The organism is Sorangium sp. So ce124 (genome assembly GCF_051525235.1).
Classification (GTDB): domain Bacteria; phylum Myxococcota_A; class Polyangia; order Polyangiales; family Polyangiaceae; genus Sorangium; species Sorangium atrum.
Genome location: NZ_CP150312.1, coordinates 7,977,147 through 7,998,747 on the forward strand (window position 1 = coordinate 7,977,147; position 21,601 = coordinate 7,998,747).

Below are 21,601 nucleotides of genomic sequence, written 5' to 3' on the forward strand. Positions count from 1 at the left end.
CGGGAATCACGGGGCGCGATGGCAGTCGCGGCACACCCGGGGTCGCCTCAGAATCCTAGCGATCGGATCGCCTTGCGGATCGTGTCCGCGCTGGCCCGGAGGCCGGCCTCCTCCTCGGGGCTCATCGGTATGGGCAGCAGCGACTCGACGCCGGACCGGTTCACGATGCACGGCACGCTCAGGCAGACATCGTCGATCCCACGATAGCCGCTCAGCAGGCTGCTGACGGGCAGCACGCGGTGCTCGTCGCGGAGCAGGGCCTCCAGGATCTTGGCGGTCGCGAGGCCGATAGCGTAGTTCGTCGCGCCCTTGCCGGAGATCACCTGGGCTGCGGCGTTCTTCACGTTGGAGAAGATCTCCGCCCGCTCGGTCGCGCCGAGGTGGCCGTGGCCGGGCACGGACCACGCGTCGAGCGGGATGTTCGCCACGTTCGCGCTGCTCCACAGCGGTACCTCGCTGTCCCCGTGCTCTCCCGCGATGTACGCGTGGACGTTCTGCACGGCCACGTCGAGCTTCCTCGCGATGAGGAACCTGAAACGGCTGCTGTCGAGCACCGTGCCGCTGCCGATCACACGGGCGGGCGGGAGGCCTGTCAGCTTGAGCGTGACATACGTGATCACGTCGACCGGGTTCGTGACGAGCAGGTAGAGCGCGTCCGGCGCGACGGCCTGGAGCCTCGGCAGGAGCTCGCGGCATATCGCGACGTTCGCGGTGGCGAGGTCCATCCTACTCTGCCCGGGCTTCTGCTTCGCGCCGGCGGTGATCACGACGACGTGCGCCCCGCGGCAGACCTCGACATCGTCGCTGCCATCGAGCGTGGCCACCGGGACGAACTGCAGCCCATGGTTGAGGTCGAGCACCTCGGCGTCGACCTTGGCCCGGTTCGTATCGAACAGGGCGACCTGCTTTGCCGCGCCGCGGATCAGGCACGCATAGGCGATCGTCGCCCCGACGCTGCCAGCACCCACGATCGCGACCTTGCTGGGAGAGACGGACTGGTGATCAGGCATGCCGCCGGGGTACCGCGGCGAGGCGGCTGCACCAAGGCAAATCAGGCCGCTGAGCCCGCGCGGACGCGGCGGTGATCGCCCGACGGCGGGGCGGCCGGCGCCACGACCTGAGGCCGCGCGGGCTCAGAGGTGAGCGTCCGGCGGCGGGGCGGCCGGCGCCACGACGATCGCCGCCAGGACCGCCGGCGCCGCCCTCGGGTCGGCCGCGGGCCCTGCGGCGCCGGCGGCGGCCCCTGCGGCGCCCTCGGCGGGCCCTGGGGCGCCTGCCGGGGGCCGTATCTCGACGGCGAGGGCCGGCTGCGCCGCGGCGGGGCTGAGCGCCACGCCCTCGTCGCGGCACGCCCGGAAGAACGCCTTCATGACCTCGGACTCCAGGAGATCGTGGCGCTCGAAGTCGGCGATCCAGAACTTGATGACGTAGCGCTGGAAGAGCGGCGTGACGGAGGCGAGCCAGAGCCTGGGCGCGGGCTCGCGGAGCACCTCGGGCACCTCGCCGCAGGCGCGCTGGGCGGCGCGCTCTACGGCCTCGGGGGAGGCGGCGAGCGCGACGAGCATCTCGATGTTGCGCGCGCAGTTCCGGTCCGGCGCGCAGAAGTTCTGCACGCGCGCCTTGGCGATGATCGAGTTCGGCAGGATCACGACGTCTCCGGAGAACGTCCTCATGCGCGTGGAGCGCCATCCCACGTAGATCACCTGGCCCTCGACCCCGTCGACGAGGATCCAGTCCCCGACGCCGAACGAGCGCTCGGAGTGCAGCGCGAGCCCGGCGAAGAGGTTGCCCAGGGTGTCCTGCAGCGCGAGGCCGAGGACCACCGTGATGACGGTCGAGGTCGCGAGCAGCGGCACGAGGTCGACCCCGGTGACCGCGCCGACGATCGAGAGGCCGGCGACCAGGTAGAGGATCGTGAGCAGGAGGTGCCGCACCAGCGCCGGGAGCAGCACCTTCCGGCGCTCGGCGAGCCAGTAGTCGATGATCAGCGTCTCGGCGATCTCGATGGCGAGGTACGCGGCGAGGGTGAGCTCCAGGAGGAGCACGCCCTTGTGGAGCGTGGGCAGCTCTCCCCCGCGAAGGGAGATGAACGCGTGCATCGCGAGCAGCGCGACGAGCATGCGCGCCGGCAGCCGCATGCGGCGGACCAGGAGGTCGTCCAGCGACGTCTGCGTGGCGCCCGCGAGGCGGGAGAGCGAGGCGAAGATCAGGCGGTAGGCGAAGAAGCCGAGCGCGAGGACGGAGGCCGAGAGCGCCAGCGCGACGGGCAGCGAGGCGGGAGAGCGGATGAGGTCGGCCCAGAGCGCGGGGAGCCGGTCGAGGTTCACGCGGCCGAGTCTGCCACAACTCTGCCGCGACCCGAGCGCGGGGATCTGTCGCCGAGCGGCGCCCTGGGACGTAGACTCCCTCCATGGACGACATTCGCGATATCAGCCACGACGAGGCCCGGGTGGCGGAGCTGGTGCGCTCGGCGCGGCGCGTCGCCGTGCTCGGCATCAAGACCGAGGCGCAGTCGGATCAGCCTGCCTTCTACGTGCCCAGCTATCTGCAGGGCGCGGGCGTGGAGGTGATCCCGGTCCCTGTCTATTATCCTGACGTGAAGACCATCCTCGGCCAGCAGGTCTATCGCCGGGTGGCCGACGTGCCGGGCCCCATCGACATCGTCGATGTCTTCCGGCGGGGCCAGGACGTCGCCGGGCACCTCGACGACCTGCTCGCCGCCCGGCCGCGCGCCGTCTGGCTGCAGAGCGGCATCCGGAACGACAAGGTGGCCGAGCGGCTGGTCGAGGCAGGCATCCTGGTCGTGCAGGACCGCTGCCTGATGGTGGAGCACCGCCGCCACGCAGGGCGGGGCTGAGGCGCGGCGCAGGCGCCCGGCGGTCCGGTCAGGCCGGACCGGCTCCTCCGCTGGCGACCATGAGGGCGGTCCGGGTAGAGTTCGGCGCATGTTCCTCAAGAGCCTGCGGCTTGATCGGTTCCTCTCGTTCGGTCCGGGCGCCGATCCGATCGAGCTCAGCGAGCTCAACGTCCTCATCGGCCCGAACGGCTCGGGCAAGTCCAACTTCATCGAGGCCATCGACTTCCTGCGCGCCGCACCTACGGATCTGCTCGCCGCCGTGCGGCAGGGCGGTGGTGTGAGCGCGTGGCTCTGGAGGGGCGAGCCGGGCGCGAAGGCCGAGGTGGAAGCCGTGGTCGCGTACAGGCCCGGGTCGGACAAGAGCCTGCGCCATCGGATCTCCTTCACCGAGGTCGGGGCGCGCCTGGAGATCGTCGACGAGCGCATCGAGAGCGAGAAGCCGGCGACCGGTGAGGCCGGGCATCACGTCTACTTCGGGTACGAACATGGGCGTCCGATGCTCCACGTGAGTGCGGGCAGGCGCGAGCTCCGGCGCGAGGACATCGACCCGCAGCAGTCCATCCTCTCCCAGCGCAAGGATCCCGATCAGTACCCGGAGCTCTCGTTCGTCGGTGACCAGTACAGCAAGATCAGGCTCTACCGTGACTGGGGCTTCGGGCGCGCGTCCCCTCCCCGGCGCCCGCAGCCGCCCGATCTGCCGACCGACCATCTGCGCGAAGATACACAGAACCTCGGGCTGATACTGAATCGCCTCCGTCGGGATGTCCCGACCAAGCGGCTTCTGATCGACGCCTTGCGGCAGCTATTCGACGGTATCGTCGACTTCTCCGTGCAGATCGAGGGGGGGACGGTCCAGATCTTCCTCGAAGAAGAGCGCTGGACCATCCCCGCGACGCGCCTCTCCGATGGCACGCTCCGATGGCTCGCGCTGCTCGCCGTCCTGCTCGATCCAGCGCCGCCGCCGCTCATCTGCATCGAGGAGCCGGAGCTCGGCCTTCATCCGGACCTGATGCCCACGCTGGCGCGGCTCCTCGTCGCCGCGTCGGAGCGAATGCAGATCGTCGTGACGACCCACTCGGATGTCCTCGTCGATGCGCTCTCCGACACGCCAGAGGCCGTGATCGTGTGCGAGCGCCGCGAAGGGCGGACGACCATGCGACGCCTCACGCGGGATGCTCTCTCGACGTGGCTGGAGGAGTACTCGCTCGGTGAGCTCTGGCGCAAGGGCGAGCTCGGAGGCACGCGATGGTAGCCGTGCGCGTCTACGTGGAGGGGGGCGGCGCCACGCGGCGGGCTCAGGAGCCCCTTCGCGAAGGCTTCGGCAAGCTGTTCGCGAGGATCCTCGGTGGGCGCGCCAGGCCGAAGGTCATCGCGTGCGGAAGTCGCAAGGAGGCCTTCAACGATTTCAAGCGAGCGCTCAAGAGCTACCCGGACACGCTGTGCATCCTGCTCGTCGACAGTGAGGAGCCCGTGACACCCGGGACCTCGACCTGGGATCACGTCCTCAGGCGCGAGGGAGATCAGTGGCTCAGGCCGGATGGTGTGATCGATGAACAGCTCCACTTGATGGTCCAGGCGATGGAGGCCTGGTTGGTCGCTGACCCCGAGGTGCTCGCGGCGTACTACAAGAAGGGATTTCGAAGGGACGCGCTCCCCCATCAGCAGAATGTCGAGCTGGTCGCGAAGCGAGACCTCTACGACGCGATCGAACGAGCGACCAGGGACTCGAAGACCAAAGGGAAGTATGTGAAGTCGCATGGCTTCGAGCTGATCGGGCTGGTCGACCCCCACAAGGTGCGCGCCGCTTCCGCGCATGCCGCGCGGTTCTTCGACACGCTCGTCGATCGTGCTGCGGCCGGCCCGCCGTGAGCGGTTCCGGCAGGCGCCGCCCATCCACCTGGTTCTGCAACAGCTCGGCGAGGCTCGGCCCCGGAATGTCGGACGGGGGGCTCGCCGCGGGGCGACTACACCGCTCGGTGCTGCGTCCCCTTGCCGTACGTGATCGCCAGGAAATCCCCCGGCTCGTGGACGATCATCCGGTGCCACACCCCTTGCGGCACCGTGCACGCGGTCCCTGCGCGCAGCGCGACGACCCGCTCGCCGCCCTCGTCCTGCAGCACGACGTCGATCGTGCCCGAGAGGAGGTACAGGATCTCGTCCCCGGCCGGGTGCATCTCCCACCGGGCCGTGTCCTCGGCCATGTGAAACCTCGTCACGAGCCAGCCATCCACGCGCTTGACCCGCCGGATGTCGGCGCCCGTCGGCTCGTCGGACATGAGCTCTTGCCAGAACGTCGGCTTCACATCGATCTGCAGCGCGTCCCCGCCCTCCGCGAGGTGCAGGTAGGTGCTGCGGAGATCGAACCCAGGCTGTCTCGGCTCGGCCATATTTCCCTCCCCCGTCTCGACTGAGGGCGTCCATGCCAGCAGGGCTCCCCTACCGCGTCAATCCGCTCTTCCCAGCGTCCCACCGTCGCCCCCCCCGGACGCACGCCCGGCGCAGCCGGTGCGTCCCAGGCGCCCCGGCGGGGCCCGCCGGGCTCTACTGAACAAACGCTCCCATCCTGACCGGGACGCGCTACACTGCGCTCGCAGCGCTCGCCTCTTCGCCCGGAGCACTCCGCACCATGCCGCGCCCCGTGAACAACCCTCCGAACCCGTGGTCGTCCACGCAGGTCGAGTACCTCGAAGAGGCACCCCCGGCGACGCTGCAGATCTTCGAGGAGCAGGCCCGCTCCATCGTGACCGCGAACGACAGCCCCGATCTTCCGTTCCGGTACAGCGTCAACCCGTACCGGGGCTGCCTCCACGCCTGCGCCTACTGCTATGCCCGGCCGTCGCACCAGTACCTCGGGTGGGGCGCCGGGACGGATTTCGACCGCAAGATCGTGGTCAAGTCGAATGCGCCCGAGCTGCTCGAGAAGGAGCTCAACAAGCCGAGCTGGCAGGGAGACACGATCGTGTTCTCGGGCAACGTCGATTGTTACCAACCGCTCGAGGCCAGCTATGAGCTCACGCGCCGTTGCCTCGAGGTGTGCCTCGCGTTCAGGAACCCTGTCGGGCTCATCACGAAGGGCGCGCTGGTGCGGCGCGACGCCGCGTTGCTCGGCGAGCTGGCGCGCCGGGCCCGCGCCCGGGTCCACTTCAGCATCCCGTTCGCCGACGACGCGGTGGCGCGCAAGATGGAGCCGTATGCGAGCCGCTCGTCGCTGCGCTTCGCCGCGATGCGGGCGCTCTCGGACGCGGGGGTGCCGACGGGGATCTCGCTGTCGCCGATGATCCCTGGCCTGAACGACAGCGACGTCCCGGAGCTGCTGGAGCGCGCCCGCGACGCTGGCGCGGAGAGCGCGTTCATGATGCCGCTGCGCCTCCCGCGCGAGGTGCTCCCGGTCTTCGACGAGCGCCTCGAGGAGGCGTTCCCGGACCGCGCCGCCAAGGTCCGCCGCGGCATCCAGGAGATGCGCGGCGGCAAGATGAACGAGGCCGCCTTCGGGGCGCGCTTCCAGGGCGCTGGCCCGCGCTGGGCGGCCATCCAGCGGCTGTTCGAGGTCCACTGCCAGCGGCTCGGCCTGAACCGGGCGCGCGTGGGCGACGCGGTCAACGAGGCGGAAGAGCGGTCGACCTTCCGGCGGCCGAGCCGGCAGGGGACGCTGTTCGACCTGTGAGGGTGGGCATGCATGGCATGCCTGGGCCCATCGCGCGACGGAGCTGCCGCCGTGCTCGCGCCGAGCCACCTCGTGTCCTCGCCACGCTCGGCATGAGCCTGCGCGCGGCGCGCCTACCGGACCGAAGACTCTATCCGCGGCTCGGACGCCGTGGAATTCGAGGCTGAATAGGTCTGGTTGCCGTCCTCATCGAAGAACTGCTCTGTGAGGCGATGGTCCTCAAGGGTCAGCAGCGCAAAGCCGTTGCTCACACGGCCCCTGCTGTGCTCGACCGGGGTCTCCTCGAACCAAGCGACCGTCGGGTTCGGCCCGGACCGCAGGGCGTCGAGCCCCCAGGGTCGGCCCTGAGGGATGCAGCCGTGGCCGACGCATCGGCCGTGGATCTGCGCGCCCTGGGCGGCGCCGGGCTGCGGCGTGTAGACGATGCCCGCGTGCGCGTGACCCCAGTACCAGTAGCCGCCGCGCGGGAGCAGAGGGGCCACCTGAGCCCAAAGCGGCGTTGTTCCGGTCCCGTTCAGCACGAGGCCTTCATGGTGGCTGAAGACGACCATCTGTTTTCCCTTGCTGGCCAGCTCGTCCAAGAACGCGAGCTGCCCCTCGTCGAGCCGTCCGACCATGCTGAGCTCGCACCAGTCGGAAAAATAGGCGGAGTCGAGGCCCACGAGGATCCACGCGTCGTTCTCGAGAGCGAAGTAGCTGCTCCCCTGCTGCGCGGTAAACGGCGTTCGGCGCCGCGGGTTGAGGGCGATCTTGAAATAGCCTTGCGCGCCTGCGTACATCTCGTGGTTCGAGTTGAGCGCAAAGGAGGTGCCAGGCGCGCCCGGCCAGATGTCGACGAGGTTCAGCCGTTCGCGCGCGAGCAAGCCGCCGAAGTAGTACACATCGCCCAGGTGAATCGTGTAGTCAGGCTTCAGGCGCTCGACCGCTCGCCCGACCCGGCGGCCAGCGAGGCTCGCCGGCCCGCCCCCCCAGTCGCCGAGGAGCGCGATGGTCGTCTTGTTCGGGATCCGGATCGTCTGCGGGTTCGCCGGGAAAGGGGCGTAGATTCGGTCCGAGTAGATCATCCAGGCGATGAGCGACGTGATCCACCCGACGTCGAGCTGCCTGTACAGACCGACGCCCCAGATCGCGCCGTCGTTCGCGACGAAGGGGACGTGATGCAGCGAGCTCCGGATCTCTGCCTCGGCCACGGGATCGAGGGCGGCTTGGCCGAGGGCCGCGACGCCGAGGTCGTGGTTCGCCTGAGAGGCGGCGCCGGCGGTGTTGAGCACGGCCATCGCGTGCCGATGCGCGCGTTCGAGCAGATCGCGCGCACAGTCCCTCTTTCTTGGAGGCAGCGCGTCGAGCGCCCTCCGCAGGCGTGCCCTCGACCAATCGGGAATGTCCATGTTCGACTCCGCGCCTTGCGCCGCGGACGGCCAAGGCTGATAAGATGAAGTTTAGTGTCCCGATCCCTTCACCGCAATTGCCCTTGCGCGCGCCTTGCCGACCCGCCCCGCGCGCGTTGCGTCGTCGTCGGAACCTCTTTCACGCCTCTATCGCGAAAGCGACTGGGCAGCCGGAGATCTGTCGTCCGTCGCGGCGGTTGCGATCGAGCGCTCGCCCATCGCCGCCTCGATGAGGCGTCCTCAGCGAGAGCGGCATGCAGCTGGGGACGCATGTCGTGGAGACCGACGGACAAGCTCTTGCGGAGCGCCTCAAGACGATCGCTGGCGACACGTACGTGGCGCTGGAGGAGGGCACCCAAAGCGCTTGGCTCTACGAGATCGTCTCGCCGCATGCGAAGGATGTTGATAGCCACCCCGATCCGCAGATTTCTGCCTATCAGCGAGCGAGACCCGCGCTCGCTGATGTAGAGCCTCGCGAAGCGAGGCCGGAGAGGTGGGGACCCCGAAAAACGTGGGGTTTCGTGGCGGGAGGCGAATGCCTCCCCCGCGATGACAAGGGCTAAAGTAGCCGAGCAGGCCTCGAAAGGTTGAATGCGAGCGCTGAGCCCCCTCTCACTGGGCGAAAGCCGCCGAAACGGGTCGGATTCATCGATGCGCGAAGACCCGTTTGCTCGCCGGGGTAGTGGACGCAGCACGTACGCACGCAAGGGCACGAAACACGGGAGACCTTGCGCTGCCCGACGTTCACGAGCCCGAGGAGCTCGCCACGCCACGTCATCGTGACAGGGTCGCCTGGATCGCGAGCTCGACGCGAGCACAAATTCGACGAGTCAGCATCAACCGACGAGCCCGCACCAGCTGACGAGTCCGTGCCAGCTGACGAGTCCGCATCAGCCGACGCGAATACCAGGCAAACAGCGCCACATCCCGAGCTCGTGCACATCGGATACCAATGCCGAGATCCAGGGGTGGATCGACGAGGATCTATCATTTTTGCTACAGGCTCGAATTACCAAATCACCTTGACGGACAGACCACTTCCATTAAATCAATCGCGTCCGAGTTGCTTCGAGCCCAACATGTCGGCGGCGCCGCGAGAGCAGCCTCGTCGACGGAACGAAGGGGAATTGTCATGAAAATGATGCAATTCGCGTCTGGCGTCATCGCGCTCGTCGTGTGCGGTTCGACCCTGGCCATCGGGTGCGCCGGTGCGGGCGATGAGGCTAAAAACGATACGCCCCGGGAGGAGGCCACGAGCCCCGAGACCTTGACGATGGATCTCGACAACGTGGTCGCGCGCAGCGCGAAGCTCAGCCCGTCGCTCGTGCGCGTTGACATCTACGATCGCGCAGGGACACCGCAGTTCTCGGTGGACTACCAGCTTGGCAGCGCCGAGGAGGAGACGGTCCGCTGGACGCTGCTCGCCCAGGAGGGCGCGGAGGCCCAGGGCGCGCCGGTCGAGGGCAGCCTGCGGCCCCAGCTCGATGAGCTCCCCACCCTGGAGAACTCCATCGAAGGGGCGCTCTATATCCAATCGAAGATCGTGAACTCGCTCCAGGGCCAGGAGTACGACAACTACGGGTGCGATCTGCCGTCGTGGGTGTGGTTCGGCGACAGCTGCGGGAGCAACGGCGCGTGCTGCGATGTACATGACGCCTGCTACGCGGAGCACGGCTGTACCGCGTCCAGTTGGTACTGGACATGGCCGGGCGGCGACTGCGATCGATGCAACGGCGCTGTCGTCTCCTGCATCGCGTTCGACAACCCGGGGCCGAGTTCGTGCTGCGCCGCCGGGAACTGCGGCCAGCCCCGCTGACGCGGCGCCGACAGGCGAGCGCCGAGCAAACCTGACGCGATCCACCTCCATCCTGGAAAAGTGACGCTGTATCAACAACTTATCCATGCATCGAAGAGGCCGCGTTCACTCCACAGCCTGCGGGGCCGCCCTGCTCCTGCTCCGCGGGACGGGGTGCGCCCCCGCGGACGGTCCCCTGCCGCTAGACGCCGCCGAGGCGCGGCAGGAGGTGAGGAACGGCACGCCGGCGACCGAGGACTCAGCGGTCGTCGGCATTGCCGCGGGCGGCGAGGTCGGGTGCACGGGCGTCATCATCCGCCCGCGCGTTGTCGTCACCGCGGCGCACTGCCTCGCCGGCCATCCGGACACGGTGCTCGTGGGGCCGTCCGCCGTCGAGGGCGTCCACGTCGGCGTCGCGCAGGCGTGGCCTTCGCCGGACTACCGCGCTGGCGCTGCCGATCATGACATCGGCCTGCTGCTCCTGCGCGAGCCGCTCGACGTGGCGCCGATCCCGGTGCGCGCGCAGCCCCTGACCGACGAGGACGCCGGCCGGAGCGTCCGGTTTGTCGGGTTCGGTAGGGAGGACGTCGAGGAGCGCGGCGACGCCCGGAGGATGCAAGGGACGGCCGTCCTCGGCGAGCTCGACGCGCTCACGTTCTCCCTGACGCCCTCGCCCTCCAGCGCTTGCGCCGGCGACTCGGGCGGGCCCGTCCTCGGCGCGGGCGGCGGGGGAGAGATCCTCCTCGGCGTGATCTCACGCGGCGACGAGGCGTGCGCCGTGCGCGCCAGCGCCGTCCGCGTCGACGCACACCTCGGCGGCTTCATCGAGCCGCTGCTTGCGGCGATCGAGCAGAGCGGCGGGCAGGCCGGCGAGCCCTGCGTGGAGCCGGGCAACTGCGCCTCGGGCCTCTGCGTGTCGCCGGAGGACGCGCCGAGCTTCCCCTACTGCTCGCGCGCGTGCGGAGGCCCCGCGGACTGCCCCGCCTCGATGCGCTGCGAGGGCGGCGCGCCGGGGACATCGCAGTGCCGGTACGCCCGGCCGAGCCCGGGCGCGATCGGCGCCCGGTGCGATCGCGACGAGACGTGCGAGTTCGGCATGTGCGCGCGGTTCGACGGGGAGGAGAGCCCGACCTGCAGCGCGCTCTGCTTCCCGGAGGATCCGGAGCCCTGCCCCCATGGAGGCGTCTGCTCGCCCGCGGCTGGGGCGGCGCGCGCTCACGGCTGCAGGTACGAGGCACCCGCGCCGCCGGCGGCCGCGGGCGGCTGCGCGGTCGAGCGATTCCCGCCGCGCGCCCGCGCGCGCTGGCTCGCGCTGGTCGAGGTGGGCGCGCTCGTCCTCGGGCTGCGCGCGCTGCGCCGCCGCGCCGCCTCCCCGCGGTGCTCACGCCGACCGAGGTGAGCGCTCTCCTGGAGCGCATGACCGGCGTCCCGCGACGCATGGCCTCTCTCCTCCACGGCGCCGGCCTCCATCTGCTTGAATGCGCCGAGCTCCGCGCGAAGGACGTCGACCTCGAGCGCCGCAAGATCCTCGTTCGCGACGGCAAGGGCCGGAAGGATCGAATCACGATGCTGCCGCTCCGCCTGGTCCCCCTACTCCGCAATCACCGCACCGCCGTGCGCGCCCAGCACGCCGCCGATGTCGCGGCCGGCATTAGAACGTACTCCGAACCCGACTACATCGGAGAAGCGAGCCGTGCCTTCGACTATCGACGCGCGTTGCAGATTGAGGGATCGCCTCTTGCCGTGTGGGAGTAGGATTACTACCAGCTCGCTCTACGGGTCTGCGCGAGAACCGAGCGGTACGCGGAGGTCATCGCGAGCGTTCATCACCCATAAAGCCAAAGCCCAGGATGCCGCCCAACCAATAGGCGTTTGCCCGGAGGCGGGCAAGAGCGGCGGCAGCGTCCGGGCAAACATCGTGTTGAACGAAGCCGGTTCGTGGCAGCGGGGTGGCGTTACGGGGAAGTCTGGTGCGGGCCGTGCAGATGCAGAAAGTAACCTTTCGGCCTGGCCGAGATGCTGCGGGTCCAGAGCGTCGCCGGGTGGCGGCTGGTGGGCCGGGCGGGGCGCGGAGGGCGAGCGGGGCGGCGGTGAGCGGCACGTACAGCGAAAAGGCGGCGGCGAGGCCTCCAACAAAAGACGGGTGGCACCCATCTCCGTGCTGGAGGAGGCTGGTGGTGGTCAACTTTGCCCGAGAAAGATCACAGGGAGGCGGGGAGACACGGAGATTTACTCAGTTTTTTCTCCCCGCCTCCCCGCCTCCCTGTTCCAATTTGACCAGTACCAGGAGGCTCCAACAAAAGATGGGGTGTACCCATCTCCGCGCAGAGTCTACGCGGCGCAATGCTTGCTATCATCGCACCGTGACACTTGCTCGCCGCCTCGCGCTCGGCCTCGGAGCAGGCGGTCCCATACACGCTTCGCACGGACGATGCCGTGATGTTCTATGTGCAAGCGGCCAGCATGGTCGGCTGCTTCGTTCGCGGCGACGGCGCCAGGTTGCGGAGCCTCATGGATGCGATGGGCACGGCTGAAGAAGCGGCGCTCGGCGGCTCATCCGACGAGCTCTCGCAGCTCCTCGAGCCCTCCACCTGGAAATCCTGCATCGACGATCTGATGCAGGACATGCCCCCGCTGCGCTAGTCCCTCGTCGCCCTGGCATTACACAGCCGAGTGAACTCGTTGGATCTGTTGGTTTTTGTAGGCGGATCAGCGGAGCGCACTTTTTGGCCTCTTCAGAAAAATTTGTGGGTGATCCATTCGGGCTCCGGCAGGTTCCCGAGCGCGTGGCAGAGGGCGATCTCCCCGTGTTCGCAGGTCCGAAACCCATACGCTTTTCTGGCCGTAATTATCGCTTTATTTTGAATCCCTCGGTGGCGCCATGAGCGAAGGCGCTCCGTGCGCGGAACCATTTGAGCAGGAGCTCTCGATGGCCACGGAGCGAGGCGGCGAGTCGCCCGGCGTCGTAGCGCAGGATGGCGTCGCCCGTCGCGACCCACAGGTTCCCCGCCGCGTCGAAGGCCAGATCCGCGCTGTCGCTCACGCCGGAGATCACGGTGCCGGCCGTCGCATCGCCCGAGCGCGCGAGAGCTTCCGCCGGGCTCTCGAGATCGTCGTCGGTAACCCGCATCGCCGTCACCACGTAGGTGCCGTCCCCTTGATCCATCAGCGTCGTGGAGCACGCCGGTCCACTGCCAGCGGCTCGGGCTCAACGTGGCGCGCGGAAGCGCGCGAGGAGCGCGAGGGAGAGGGCGAGTCGACGTTCCGGCGGCCGAGCGGGCAGGGGACGCTGTTCGATCTCTGACGCTGAGCGAGGATCCAGTTCCCCTCTGCGGCGCGCGGCGGCAGGCTGCATCATGATGGTGCGGGGACGGCGAGCGTCGCGGCGCCGAGACAGACTTCTGCCCAGAACATCACGGGTGCAGACGGCCGCGCCCTCTGCCATCTCTCGCAAACTCGCCTCAGAGCTGCGTGGGACAGAGCCTCATCGTTCGATTCTCGAGCTTGCTGCGGGACTCAACGCCTGAGCGCCAAGCGGCGATCCGGCGCTTGGCGTCACGAGGCGAACGAGCTATAAAACCAGCCGTCGCGTGGGGCCCGAGAGAGGGTGGCATATGAAGTTCGAGGCAATTCGGGTGACCAGAAGCCACGAGTATGATGCGTGCGCAGAGGATGCCGAATCCGCTGCAAGATCGCTCACGCTGGAGAACGAGCGCGAACATGTCGTCAACGTAGACTACATGATCAAGGCGACGGCAGGAGAACACGACCACCGTCTCGCCTCTGTCTTCGGCGTAGCGTCGATATGGGCCTATTCCGACACGGACACCGTCGCCAGGGTGATGCACCAGCACGCCGGGATCACCTGGAACGAGACCGTACGCCTCACGGTGGCCAACCCTGCCCTCCTCACGGATACGACCGCATACCTCGTCCAGAGCGAGGACCGGAGGTTGTGCATCCTCTGCTTCCCCGGCGCGGATTACTTGGCGAACGCGATCCAAGCGTTAATGACCGCCAGTTGCAAGGCGGAACCCTTCCTCTCCGCGGGGCACGTCCACTGCGGCTTCTTGCGCGGCGTCATGGTGCTGGCCACCGCCCTGACGAGCTTGCTCCAGACCGCCCGCATGGGCGGATCGATTTGCGACGCGGTCGCGCAGGAACGAGCCATGTGGAGTGACTGCGCCAAGGAGTACTCGCAGTACAGCGAGGGTGATCTGCGCCCCCCCGAGCCGGATCCGGTCATCTCGCAAGGGGTGCTCCGGCAGCCCGGCGAGGAAGGCCCCGATGTGCTGGAGGCGCTTTACATCACCGGTCACAGCCTGGGGGGCGCGCTCGGTGTCATCATGGCCGCGCTCCTCTTCGCGGATCCTCAGCTCGCCTACTTCCGGGAGAAGCTGCGCGGCGTCTACACGTACGGACAGCCGATGGTCGGTTACCAGGACTTCAAGGACAGGTTCGAACGAGACCTGGGAAAACGGCTCTTCAGGCATGTCTATCGCAATGACTCCATACCGCGCCTGCCGGCATGTACCATGGGCCCGTTCGTGCACTTTGGCTCGCTGTACATCTCGGAGGAAGGTACTGGATGGGTACCGAGTCGAGGCTCGACGACGCAGGCGTGGACCTATGTCGGCTCCATGCTCAAGGCGTCCGGGTCGTGGATCATGCAGGAGATGTTTCCCATCCTCGGTCGTCTTCCGCTGCGCATCTCGTATGCCGACCATCTGCCGATCCACTACTTACGCACGTCCGAGGCAGGCACCACCGGCGCAACATTCACATAGAATGTCCGACCAATCGATGGATGGCATGACGCGCGTCAGGTCGACCGACCGACGGCAGGCGGAGCGCAAGAACTCGACGAATCCAGCAGCACGGCAGACGTCGAAAGACACGAAGAGATTTTAGCAACAAACGATGCTCTCTCCGCGCCTCATACAAGCAACGTGTAACCAAGGCGAGGGCGACACATGAAATTCGATGCCATTCGCATGACCAGGTTCTCCAGGCGCAATGTGTACGGGGAGAAGACTGGATCTATTGAGACCTGGTCGCCTGCGGCGGCCGGGATCGAGCACGTCGACCATGTCGACCATATGGTTCGGGCGAACGCGGGGGAATACGACCGACACGTGGCAGCTATCCTTGGCGCAGCGTCATCGTGGTCATATTCCGACCCGGATACCTTTGCGAAGGTGATGCATCGACGCGCCGGGGTCCCCTGGAACGAAACCGTAGCGCTCACGGCGAGGAGCCCTGCGCTCCTCACCGATACGACCGCGTATCTCGTACAGAGCGAGGACGGGAGGCTGTGCGTCCTCTGCTTCCGGGGCACGGGGATCCTGAACATCGTCAACTGGCTATCAAACGCCAGCTCCAGGGCGGTTCCCTTTCTCTCAGCGGGGCATATCCATGGTGGCTTCTTCCGCACGGCGATGATGCTGGCTGCGCCCCTGCGAAACTTGCTCCAGAGCGCCCGCAAGGGCGGATCCATCTGCGACGCGGTCGCGCGGGAGAGGGCCATGTGGAGCGACTGCCTCAGGAGAGACCCGCGGGACTGCGCGGACGATCGGCGCCACGCCGGGGCGGACATGGGCACCTCGCGCGGGGTGCTCCGGCCGCCCAGGGGGGAAGACCCCGATGTGCTGGAGGCGCTTTACATCACCGGTCACAGCCTGGGGGGCGCGCTCGGTGTCATTATGGCGGCGCTCCTCTTCGCGGATCCTCGGCTCGCCTACTTCCGGGAGAAGCTGCGCGGCGTCTACACGTACGGACAGCCGATGGTCGGTTACCACGATTTCAAGGACAGGTTCGAACGAGATCTCGGGAAAATGCTCTTCAGGCACGTCTACCGCAACGACGTCTTCCCGCACCTGCCGGCGTGGACCATGGGTCCCTTCGTGCATTTCGGCTCGCTGTACACCGCGAAGGAAGGCGCTGGATGGATGCCAAGCCGAGCTTCGACGAGGCAGGCGTGCACGCTCCTGACGACCCTTGCCTCGGCTGCGATGGCGTGGTTCCAGCAAGAAGTTTATTGTCGATTTCCCCTTCCTCGACCGCGTTCCGCTGCGCCGCTCCCTTGCCGATCATGCGCCGCTCAATTACATGCGCGCATCCCAGCAAGGCGCCGCCAGCGTGGGACTCCTGTGAACCGGGAATGGCCGGGCGGGCCGTCAGGCTCCGACAGAGGCAGAACACAGGCGGTGGTCGAGGTGTTCGGCGGGACCCGGCATCACGGGCAGCTCGTCGCCGTCCACGCGCGCTTCGGCGAGGCCTACAGCGTCACGACCGTGGTCGTCGCAAGGTAGGGCGGGCCGCCCGATGGCCGGCCGCAGTGGAGCGCCGCCCGGGGTACGCTGCGGAGCCTGATGCAGAAGATCGAGGGCCACGCCGCGCCGGTGATCCCGGGGAGCACGGCGCTGGCCGTCCTCGTGCTGGCGCCCTGCACCGAGGTGGTCGACGATCTTGCGGGGCGCCGATCCGCTCACCGGATCGCGAGCGGGATCCCCGGTGATCCGGACGCGCCCCGGAGGGGCAGCGGGCTGTAGACGTAGAAGAACTCGTACGGGCTCCTGTGCCCGTGCGGCCGCTCCTCGAGCTCCGCGGCCAGATCCGCTGCCAGCTCCGAGAGCACCATCGCCTCGTGCAGGAAGATTCCGCTCTTCACCAGCAGGTGATGGTGCACCGGGAAGATCACCCCCGGCGCCACCGGAGCCTTCGGCGGGAGGACCTCGATGCCGAAGTTGTCCGACCCGACGCAGGCGATTCCCTTCGATGAGAGCCACATCGCGACCTCGATCCCGATCCCCGGCTGGGCCAGCCCCACGCCCGGCTGCGTGTAATACCCCTCGGTGCCGAGCTCCCAGTTCTCCTCCCAGCCCGTGAAGATCAGCACGACGTCGCCGGCGCCGATGTCGCGCGCGTCCATCTTCTGCGCGCGCAGCGTCTTCATCACCATGGACAGGGTGATCTCCTGGCCGAACGCGAGCGTCTCCCCACCGTTCGCGTAGCGCTTGACGTCGAGGAGGACGCCGCGCGTGACGATCGGTTTCACGTTCTCGACGCCGAGGTGCGCGAGCCCGTCTCCCGTGAGGATCTCGGCGCCAGTGAACTGGTTGTAGAAGAGCGCGTCGGCGGGGTCCGAGCTCCCGGGAGGGATGTAGCCGAAATGGCCCAGCGCGTCGAACTCCGTCCCCATCTGGCCGAACTCCCCGTGCATCACCTCGGAGTTCGTGACCTGCTGCTGGATCACCGTGGTCGGCCCGGCCTCCACGGAGAGCCCCTGGTTGCCCGGGAACGCCGGCATACCCGGCTCGTAGACGTGACCCAGGCGATAGACCTTGCCCTCTTTGATCAGGCGCTTGCCGTCGAGGACCTTGTCCGGCGTCTGCGTATTGGAGGCGCCCGCCTCGTCATCAGGGCCCCACGGCGAGGGACCGGGCACCGGATCGTAACTCCGCAGCATCGGCACGCCCCGAGCCAGCGCCGCGCCCCCGATCAGGCTGATCCCCATCGTCACCACGATCGCGCCACGTAACCCCATCACTCCAGGCTTCATGGACGACCTCCTGGGTACCATCGCTCGTTGTACCGACAGCGCCCCGCGCTCCAGGGATGGGTGCGGGCGCATGTCATCGACATAGTACACCGTCAGGGGCGCCAGGATACGGCTCTCCCGCGGTCCTCGCGGATCCCTCCAATGCCGTGGAAGCCTTGTACGCACGCGCGTACACCCGGCCTCTCGGTGGGAGCGCGCTGATATCCACCGAGACCGTCCCGACCGCGTAGATCTTCCCCGCGGCGTCGCGGATGTGGAACTTGGTCGACAGGTAATTGCGCGGACCGTTCGGGAAGACGAGCACATGCTCGGATACGCCCGGGCGTCCGGCGGCTGCCACCTCTTCATTGGCCTTTCGTATCGAGGCGGCCGCCAGCGCCGGGAGCATGTCGTAGACGACCCGCCCGAGCAATTCCTCGCGGCTCATCCTGTAAAAGGACTCGATTTCGTGGTTCACGAGGAGGAGCCGGCCCTCGGCGTCCACCGCGACCATCATGGACGGCGTGTATTCGAGGAACGTATGGAGCAGGCTCTCGCTCCGCTCGAGCATCTGCTCCGTATGCTTGCGCGCGGTGATGTCGTGCGCCGAGCCCAGCATCCGGCGCCCCGGTCCCTCCGGATCGCGGCCGAGGGCGACGCCTCGCTCGAAGAACCAGCGCCAGCCGCCGTCGCGACCGCGCGCGCGGTACTCCACCGTCGCCTGCTCCCCGCTCTCCGAGGCGGCCACGCGAGCCCGGTACTCCTCGATGCGACCGATATCGTCTGGATGGAATAGGGGGGACAGGCCGCCGCCGCGGAGCGGGCCTACCGCGGCTCCGCCGCCCCCTTCGGCGAGATCGGCGAGCTCCCGGTTCCAGTAGATGTACCGCCGCTCATCGAGATCGAGCACGTAAACGAGGCTGGGCAGCACGTCGAGCAAGCGCTCTGGGGGGCTGCGGTCGGCCTCCTCCAGCTCGGCGATGCGGGAGCGCAGGCGCTGCACTTCCTTCTGCAATGCGTCCAGCTCCGACTCGATCGCCACGGTGTTCTGCTCGTCCATCGCCCTCCCAGGGCGATGCTATCCCAGCTTCGAGCTTGGGTGGATCACAATTTTCCTGGGTATCCAAGGCCCCGATAGCGGCCCTGGCGCGCGGGACGCATTGCCTCCGCCAGAGTGAGAGGCGGGCCCAGGTCGAGCGCGAGGGCAGGAAGCTGCATAGACCTCGCCCATGCCGAGCCGCGAAAGCACGAGGTAGCGGCCGATCGAGGCCCCGCCGCCAGGGCTCCCGCGGCCTGGACGGAGGAGGAGGAGGAGGAGGAGGAGAGCGACCGTGAACGGGTAAGGACGTCACCGAGGCGGTGAAGCGGATCCGGCCCTGAACGATCGTTCATTACCCCCATCACCGGATGGCTCGATCCGGAGGGCGTGCGTGTCGTGGGGTGGGCCGATGATCAGCGAAACGCCCCGCTGGTATCCGCTTTCGAAACGCGCAACGATGGGTGGAGATGACGACACCCGAAAATGCAGGCACGATGAGGTTCGAAGGTAAATCTGCGCTGGTGACCGGCGCGAGCGAGGGGATTGGGCTCGCGATCGCAGCAGGGCTGGTGAAGGAGGGCGCCCGCGTCGTGCTCGTCGCGCGGGGGGAAGACAAGCTCGCCCGAGCGGTCCAGCAGCTCGGCCCCGCGTCCTCTTTCGTGGTCGGCGATGTCGCGGACGCTTCCTGCGCCGAGCGGGCTGTGGTCGAAACAGTGGCTCGCCATGGAGGGCTCGACCTCTTGGTGAACAACGCCGGCGTCCTGCTCCCTGGCACGGTCGGGGAGCAATCGCTCGAGGACGTGGATCGGATGCTCGCGGTGAACCTGCGGGCGACCATCCTGTTCACCCGGGCGGCGGTCGCGCCCATGACCGGCCGCCCGGGCGCGGCGGTTCTCTTGATCTCTTCGTGTGCCGCCCGAATGCCCACGCCGGGCACGACCACCTACGGCGCGACCAAGGCAGCGCAGGTCTACCTCGCCAAGGCCTGGGCCATCGAGCTTGCTCCCGCGGGGATCCGCGTCAACGCGCTCTGTCCCGGCGCCACCGATACGCCCGCGATGCACACCGCTGAACGAGCGATACCGGGGCTCATCGAGGCCAACATCGCGACCAACCTGATCAAGCGAATGGCGCCCTCCGCGGAGATCGCCGAGATCGCGCTGACGTTGCTCGACGAACGCCGGAGCGGTTTCGTCACGGGAGCGACCTGGGACGTCGACGGCGGCTATCGCCTCGGCTAGCTGGGGAGACTCACCTCAAGATGACCGTGCCGAAGGCAGTCGACCTTCAGGCGTCCGAGCCGGCAGGGGACGCTGTTCGACCTCCGAGCGTAGCCTGCGGGCTCGTCGTGATCGTGCACCACGAGCAGCGCGGTGCTTGCCGACGGATTCGCTGCTGACGCTCAGCGCGCCACGAAGCAGTAGATCCGGCCGGCGCCGCCGGTCTCGACGAAGCGTTCGGCCGAGCAACCGCTGGTGGTGTGGGCCGAGACCCACGAGGTCGGCATCTCGCCGCCGCCCATGCGGTCGTGGTGGCCGACCCGAGCGGTCACGCCGGTCTCGGCGGAGCTTGTCCAGTTGTCGCAGTGCACCCCCATCGACATGCCGTTGACGTCGGAGCCGGTGAGGATGTCGTGCTGGTTCGGCATGTCGCCGCGGCCGGGGACCTGAGCGCCGTTTTCGTCGAGACCATGGGTCTTGTCGATCAGGTTCTGCGCCGGATCGTGCAGCGCGTCGACCGAGGCGGCGATCATGACGCCGTTTGTCCCGCCGCCCGATACCCCACCGTTCGACGTCCCGCCGCCCGATGTCCCGCCGGCCGATGTCCCGCCGCTCGCAACCGAACCGTCGACGTCATCGGCCCTGCCACACGCCGTGGGCAAAGCGAATGAGACGCCAAGGAGCGCGATCCAAATTGGCCAGCTGGAAACGTGCACTTTCTGAGGGTATCTCAAGGCGGCAGGGCTGGAATCCTCTCTGCCGCCGGCGCCTTGAGTTTTCGTAACGTCGCCACCACCCGAGAAGGGGTGCTCACCGCTGCCCTTCGCCGATCACGATCCGGGCGGACGGAGCTGCTTGCGGACCTTCTTGATGAAGGTCTGGGTGCACTTTCCGTGGGTGGCCTCATGCTCCATGATCTCGAGCGTGAGCTTGGACTTCGTCGCGCTGGAGAGATGTGCAACCGCGTTCACCTCCCTGGCGAGCTGGATGCCTTCCAGCGACGCAGGTCCCTGCGGCTTCTCGACGGCCGCCTGCTTGTTCGGCTGCCGGAAGTGGGAAGGCTTTGTCTTGGTGACGTCGCGGAAGCCGGTGTCGTCCGAGCGCCGGCCGGTGCCGTGGCAGCCCGGGCAGGTGGCGGTGGTGCCGGAGAACGAGTTGGCGATGCGGCCGTCGCCGCCACAGATGCCGCAGGATTCACCAGCCATGAGCCTGGCCCTCGGGTCGGGGCAGGTGCTTCGGGTCCTTCATGCCCGAGAGCATACAGCCGATCGTGGCTCGTGGAAGCTTCGCCTGGGGCGATCCTCCATTTTGTGCGTTGCGGCTGTCGTCCGCGTCGCGCGGCGTGAGCGAGATCCGCGTCGTTTGGCCCGCAGACGGGGCGGACGATCTGATCGTGGTCGGCGACGTCGCGCCGCGCCGTCGCGGCGGTGACGCGCCAGTCCCGCGAAAGAGAAGGGCGCGCAGGCCGTGATCGAGTGGTTCGGCGGGGCTCGGCAGCATCGGCAGCCTGTCGATGCCCACGGGCCCCTCGGCGAGGTCTACGGCTCGGTGACCGTGGTCGTCGCAAACGAGGGCCGGGCCGACCGGCGGCAAGATGAACGAGGGAACGAGGCCGCCTTCGGTGCGCGCTTCCAGGGCGCGGGCCCGCGCTGGGCGGCGATCCAGCGGCTCTTCGAGGTCCACTGCCAGCGGCTCGGGCTGAACCGGGCGCGCGTGGGCGACGCGACCGACGAGGCGGAAGAGCGCTCGACTTTCCGGCGGCCGAGCCGACAGGGGACGCTGTTCGACCTTTGAGGGTGGCGCTCGATGCCGGGGGGCGAGGACCACAACACCGTGATCATGGTGCCAGACCGCAGGATCGTGCGAAGCAGACGTTAGTACACGCCGTTGCGCTTGAGCATGGCCGGCGCCTCGCGCCACGAGCCGGCCCAGAGGATCTGGACCAGGCTGCTCACGTTCAGGTAATCGGACGTCAGGCAGTAGATGTGCAGATCGGCGTTCTCGCGCGCGGCCGAGATCATGTAGGCCGTGCCGTCATCGGCTGCTGAGCGGGTGCGGCGGTTTCGCCTTGACATCCTCGGGTCGGTTCGTCTTTTCT

General features: G+C 68.0%; 21 protein-coding genes and 1 pseudogene. 12 read left to right on the plus strand and 10 right to left on the minus strand.

Annotated features, from left to right (window positions below):
- Window positions 1–47 precede the first annotated feature (47 nt).
- On the minus strand, window positions 48–1,010 hold the full coding sequence (locus WMF19_RS29760) for an L-lactate dehydrogenase (protein ID WP_437893454.1): 963 nt from the start codon (window positions 1,008–1,010) through the stop codon (window positions 48–50).
- Between the two features lie 123 nt (window positions 1,011–1,133).
- Window positions 1,134–2,327: a mechanosensitive ion channel family protein gene (locus tag WMF19_RS29765; protein ID WP_437893455.1), complete on the minus strand. Its 1,194-nt coding sequence runs from the start codon at window positions 2,325–2,327 to the stop codon at window positions 1,134–1,136.
- A gap of 83 nt (window positions 2,328–2,410) precedes the next feature.
- On the opposite strand from WMF19_RS29765, the gene WMF19_RS29770 reads away from it, so the two are divergent.
- The 3 genes from WMF19_RS29770 (at window position 2,411) to WMF19_RS29780 (ending at window position 4,726) form a co-directional block, all read left to right on the plus strand.
- A complete protein-coding gene (locus tag WMF19_RS29770; protein WP_437893457.1) occupies window positions 2,411–2,857 on the plus strand; it encodes a CoA-binding protein in 447 nt (148 codons plus the stop codon).
- 88 nt (window positions 2,858–2,945) lie between these two features.
- Window positions 2,946–4,109 (plus strand): AAA family ATPase, encoded by a 1,164-nt coding sequence (locus tag WMF19_RS29775; protein ID WP_437893458.1) that lies wholly within the window; start codon window positions 2,946–2,948, stop codon window positions 4,107–4,109.
- Entirely contained in the window at window positions 4,103–4,726 is a 624-nt protein-coding gene (locus tag WMF19_RS29780; RefSeq protein WP_437893459.1) for a DUF4276 family protein, read from the plus strand. The genes WMF19_RS29775 and WMF19_RS29780 overlap by 7 nt, the downstream gene beginning before the upstream one ends.
- Before the next feature lie 95 nt (window positions 4,727–4,821).
- Here WMF19_RS29780 and WMF19_RS29785 read toward each other — a convergent pair whose 3' ends face one another.
- On the minus strand, window positions 4,822–5,244 hold the full coding sequence (locus WMF19_RS29785; protein ID WP_437323252.1) for a cupin domain-containing protein: 423 nt from the start codon (window positions 5,242–5,244) through the stop codon (window positions 4,822–4,824).
- A 239-nt stretch (window positions 5,245–5,483) separates the two neighbouring features.
- On the opposite strand from WMF19_RS29785, the gene WMF19_RS29790 reads away from it, so the two are divergent.
- On the plus strand, window positions 5,484–6,521 hold the full coding sequence (locus tag WMF19_RS29790) for a PA0069 family radical SAM protein (RefSeq protein WP_437893460.1): 1,038 nt from the start codon (window positions 5,484–5,486) through the stop codon (window positions 6,519–6,521).
- Window positions 6,522–6,634: 113 nt separating this feature from the next.
- On the opposite strand, the gene WMF19_RS29795 is transcribed toward WMF19_RS29790, so the two are convergent.
- Window positions 6,635–7,909, minus strand: a complete 1,275-nt coding sequence (locus tag WMF19_RS29795; protein WP_437893461.1) for a metallophosphoesterase family protein — start codon at window positions 7,907–7,909, stop codon at window positions 6,635–6,637.
- 1,132 nt (window positions 7,910–9,041) lie between these two features.
- On the opposite strand from WMF19_RS29795, the gene WMF19_RS29800 reads away from it, so the two are divergent.
- The 4 genes from WMF19_RS29800 (at window position 9,042) to WMF19_RS29815 (ending at window position 12,347) form a co-directional block, all read left to right on the plus strand.
- Window positions 9,042–9,725, plus strand: coding sequence for a hypothetical protein (locus WMF19_RS29800; protein WP_437893462.1), 684 nt, complete (start codon window positions 9,042–9,044; stop codon window positions 9,723–9,725).
- Window positions 9,726–9,810: 85 nt separating this feature from the next.
- A complete protein-coding gene (locus WMF19_RS29805; protein ID WP_437791221.1) occupies window positions 9,811–11,103 on the plus strand; it encodes a trypsin-like serine protease in 1,293 nt (430 codons plus the stop codon).
- Window positions 11,100–11,459 carry a tyrosine-type recombinase/integrase gene (locus WMF19_RS29810; protein WP_437893463.1) on the plus strand — a complete coding sequence of 120 codons (360 nt, stop codon included), beginning with the start codon at window positions 11,100–11,102 and terminating at the stop codon, window positions 11,457–11,459. The genes WMF19_RS29805 and WMF19_RS29810 overlap by 4 nt, the downstream gene beginning before the upstream one ends.
- 684 nt (window positions 11,460–12,143) lie before the next feature.
- A complete protein-coding gene (locus WMF19_RS29815; protein WP_437893464.1) occupies window positions 12,144–12,347 on the plus strand; it encodes a hypothetical protein in 204 nt (67 codons plus the stop codon).
- A 205-nt stretch (window positions 12,348–12,552) separates the two neighbouring features.
- On the opposite strand, the gene WMF19_RS29820 is transcribed toward WMF19_RS29815, so the two are convergent.
- Window positions 12,553–12,870, minus strand: a complete 318-nt coding sequence (locus WMF19_RS29820; RefSeq protein WP_437791228.1) for a hypothetical protein — start codon at window positions 12,868–12,870, stop codon at window positions 12,553–12,555.
- A 448-nt stretch (window positions 12,871–13,318) separates the two neighbouring features.
- On the opposite strand from WMF19_RS29820, the gene WMF19_RS29825 reads away from it, so the two are divergent.
- Together WMF19_RS29825 and WMF19_RS29830 are read left to right on the plus strand one after the other, a co-directional pair.
- Window positions 13,319–14,491 carry a lipase family protein gene (locus tag WMF19_RS29825; protein WP_437791231.1) on the plus strand — a complete coding sequence of 391 codons (1,173 nt, stop codon included), beginning with the start codon at window positions 13,319–13,321 and terminating at the stop codon, window positions 14,489–14,491.
- 186 nt (window positions 14,492–14,677) lie between these two features.
- Entirely contained in the window at window positions 14,678–16,015 is a 1,338-nt protein-coding gene (locus WMF19_RS29830) for a lipase family protein (RefSeq protein ID WP_437893465.1), read from the plus strand.
- A 176-nt stretch (window positions 16,016–16,191) separates the two neighbouring features.
- Here the strand turns inward: WMF19_RS29830 and WMF19_RS29835 are convergent, their stop codons facing one another.
- A complete protein-coding gene (locus WMF19_RS29835; RefSeq protein WP_437893466.1) occupies window positions 16,192–17,265 on the minus strand; it encodes a cyclase family protein in 1,074 nt (357 codons plus the stop codon).
- Between the two features lie 73 nt (window positions 17,266–17,338).
- The gene (locus WMF19_RS29840) at window positions 17,339–18,304 is read right to left on the minus strand and encodes a PAS domain-containing protein (protein ID WP_437791239.1); all 966 of its coding nucleotides are present in this window, start codon (window positions 18,302–18,304) and stop codon (window positions 17,339–17,341) included.
- A 446-nt stretch (window positions 18,305–18,750) separates the two neighbouring features.
- Between WMF19_RS29840 and WMF19_RS29845 the strand changes: the two genes are divergently transcribed.
- Window positions 18,751–19,524, plus strand: coding sequence for an SDR family NAD(P)-dependent oxidoreductase (locus WMF19_RS29845; RefSeq protein ID WP_437893467.1), 774 nt, complete (start codon window positions 18,751–18,753; stop codon window positions 19,522–19,524).
- Window positions 19,525–19,685: 161 nt separating this feature from the next.
- Here WMF19_RS29845 and WMF19_RS29850 read toward each other — a convergent pair whose 3' ends face one another.
- Together WMF19_RS29850 and WMF19_RS29855 are read right to left on the minus strand one after the other, a co-directional pair.
- The gene (locus WMF19_RS29850) at window positions 19,686–20,036 is read right to left on the minus strand and encodes a hypothetical protein (protein WP_437893468.1); all 351 of its coding nucleotides are present in this window, start codon (window positions 20,034–20,036) and stop codon (window positions 19,686–19,688) included.
- A gap of 297 nt (window positions 20,037–20,333) precedes the next feature.
- Complete coding sequence (locus WMF19_RS29855; RefSeq protein ID WP_437791246.1) at window positions 20,334–20,708, minus strand: molecular chaperone DnaJ; 375 nt, start codon at window positions 20,706–20,708, stop codon at window positions 20,334–20,336.
- A gap of 262 nt (window positions 20,709–20,970) precedes the next feature.
- Between WMF19_RS29855 and WMF19_RS29860 the strand changes: the two genes are divergently transcribed.
- Window positions 20,971–21,297 carry a hypothetical protein gene (locus WMF19_RS29860; RefSeq protein ID WP_437893469.1) on the plus strand — a complete coding sequence of 109 codons (327 nt, stop codon included), beginning with the start codon at window positions 20,971–20,973 and terminating at the stop codon, window positions 21,295–21,297.
- 83 nt (window positions 21,298–21,380) lie between these two features.
- Here the strand turns inward: WMF19_RS29860 and WMF19_RS29865 are convergent.
- Window positions 21,381–21,539: pseudogene (locus WMF19_RS29865) on the minus strand (beta-xylosidase); the annotation flags it as partial.
- Window positions 21,540–21,601: the final 62 nt, after the last annotated feature.

Bases quoted from the DNA above. Each gene is read 5' to 3' on its own strand.
- WMF19_RS29760 (WP_437893454.1), bottom strand. From the start codon at position 1,010: ATGCCTGATCACCAGTCCGTCTCTCCCAGCAAGGTCGCGATCGTGGGT.
- WMF19_RS29770 (WP_437893457.1), top strand. From the start codon at position 2,411: ATGGACGACATTCGCGATATCAGCCACGACGAGGCCCGGGTGGCGGAG.
- WMF19_RS29775 (WP_437893458.1), top strand. From the start codon at position 2,946: ATGTTCCTCAAGAGCCTGCGGCTTGATCGGTTCCTCTCGTTCGGTCCG.
- WMF19_RS29780 (WP_437893459.1), top strand. From the start codon at position 4,103: ATGGTAGCCGTGCGCGTCTACGTGGAGGGGGGCGGCGCCACGCGGCGG.
- WMF19_RS29785 (WP_437323252.1), bottom strand. From the start codon at position 5,244: ATGGCCGAGCCGAGACAGCCTGGGTTCGATCTCCGCAGCACCTACCTG.
- WMF19_RS29790 (WP_437893460.1), top strand. From the start codon at position 5,484: ATGCCGCGCCCCGTGAACAACCCTCCGAACCCGTGGTCGTCCACGCAG.
- WMF19_RS29795 (WP_437893461.1), bottom strand. From the start codon at position 7,909: ATGGACATTCCCGATTGGTCGAGGGCACGCCTGCGGAGGGCGCTCGAC.
- WMF19_RS29800 (WP_437893462.1), top strand. From the start codon at position 9,042: ATGAAAATGATGCAATTCGCGTCTGGCGTCATCGCGCTCGTCGTGTGC.
- WMF19_RS29805 (WP_437791221.1), top strand. From the start codon at position 9,811: ATGCATCGAAGAGGCCGCGTTCACTCCACAGCCTGCGGGGCCGCCCTG.
- WMF19_RS29815 (WP_437893464.1), top strand. From the start codon at position 12,144: ATGTTCTATGTGCAAGCGGCCAGCATGGTCGGCTGCTTCGTTCGCGGC.
- WMF19_RS29820 (WP_437791228.1), bottom strand. From the start codon at position 12,870: ATGGATCAAGGGGACGGCACCTACGTGGTGACGGCGATGCGGGTTACC.
- WMF19_RS29825 (WP_437791231.1), top strand. From the start codon at position 13,319: ATGAAGTTCGAGGCAATTCGGGTGACCAGAAGCCACGAGTATGATGCG.
- WMF19_RS29830 (WP_437893465.1), top strand. From the start codon at position 14,678: ATGAAATTCGATGCCATTCGCATGACCAGGTTCTCCAGGCGCAATGTG.
- WMF19_RS29835 (WP_437893466.1), bottom strand. From the start codon at position 17,265: ATGAAGCCTGGAGTGATGGGGTTACGTGGCGCGATCGTGGTGACGATG.
- WMF19_RS29840 (WP_437791239.1), bottom strand. From the start codon at position 18,304: ATGGACGAGCAGAACACCGTGGCGATCGAGTCGGAGCTGGACGCATTG.
- WMF19_RS29845 (WP_437893467.1), top strand. From the start codon at position 18,751: ATGACGACACCCGAAAATGCAGGCACGATGAGGTTCGAAGGTAAATCT.
- WMF19_RS29850 (WP_437893468.1), bottom strand. From the start codon at position 20,036: ATGATCGCCGCCTCGGTCGACGCGCTGCACGATCCGGCGCAGAACCTG.
- WMF19_RS29855 (WP_437791246.1), bottom strand. From the start codon at position 20,708: ATGGCTGGTGAATCCTGCGGCATCTGTGGCGGCGACGGCCGCATCGCC.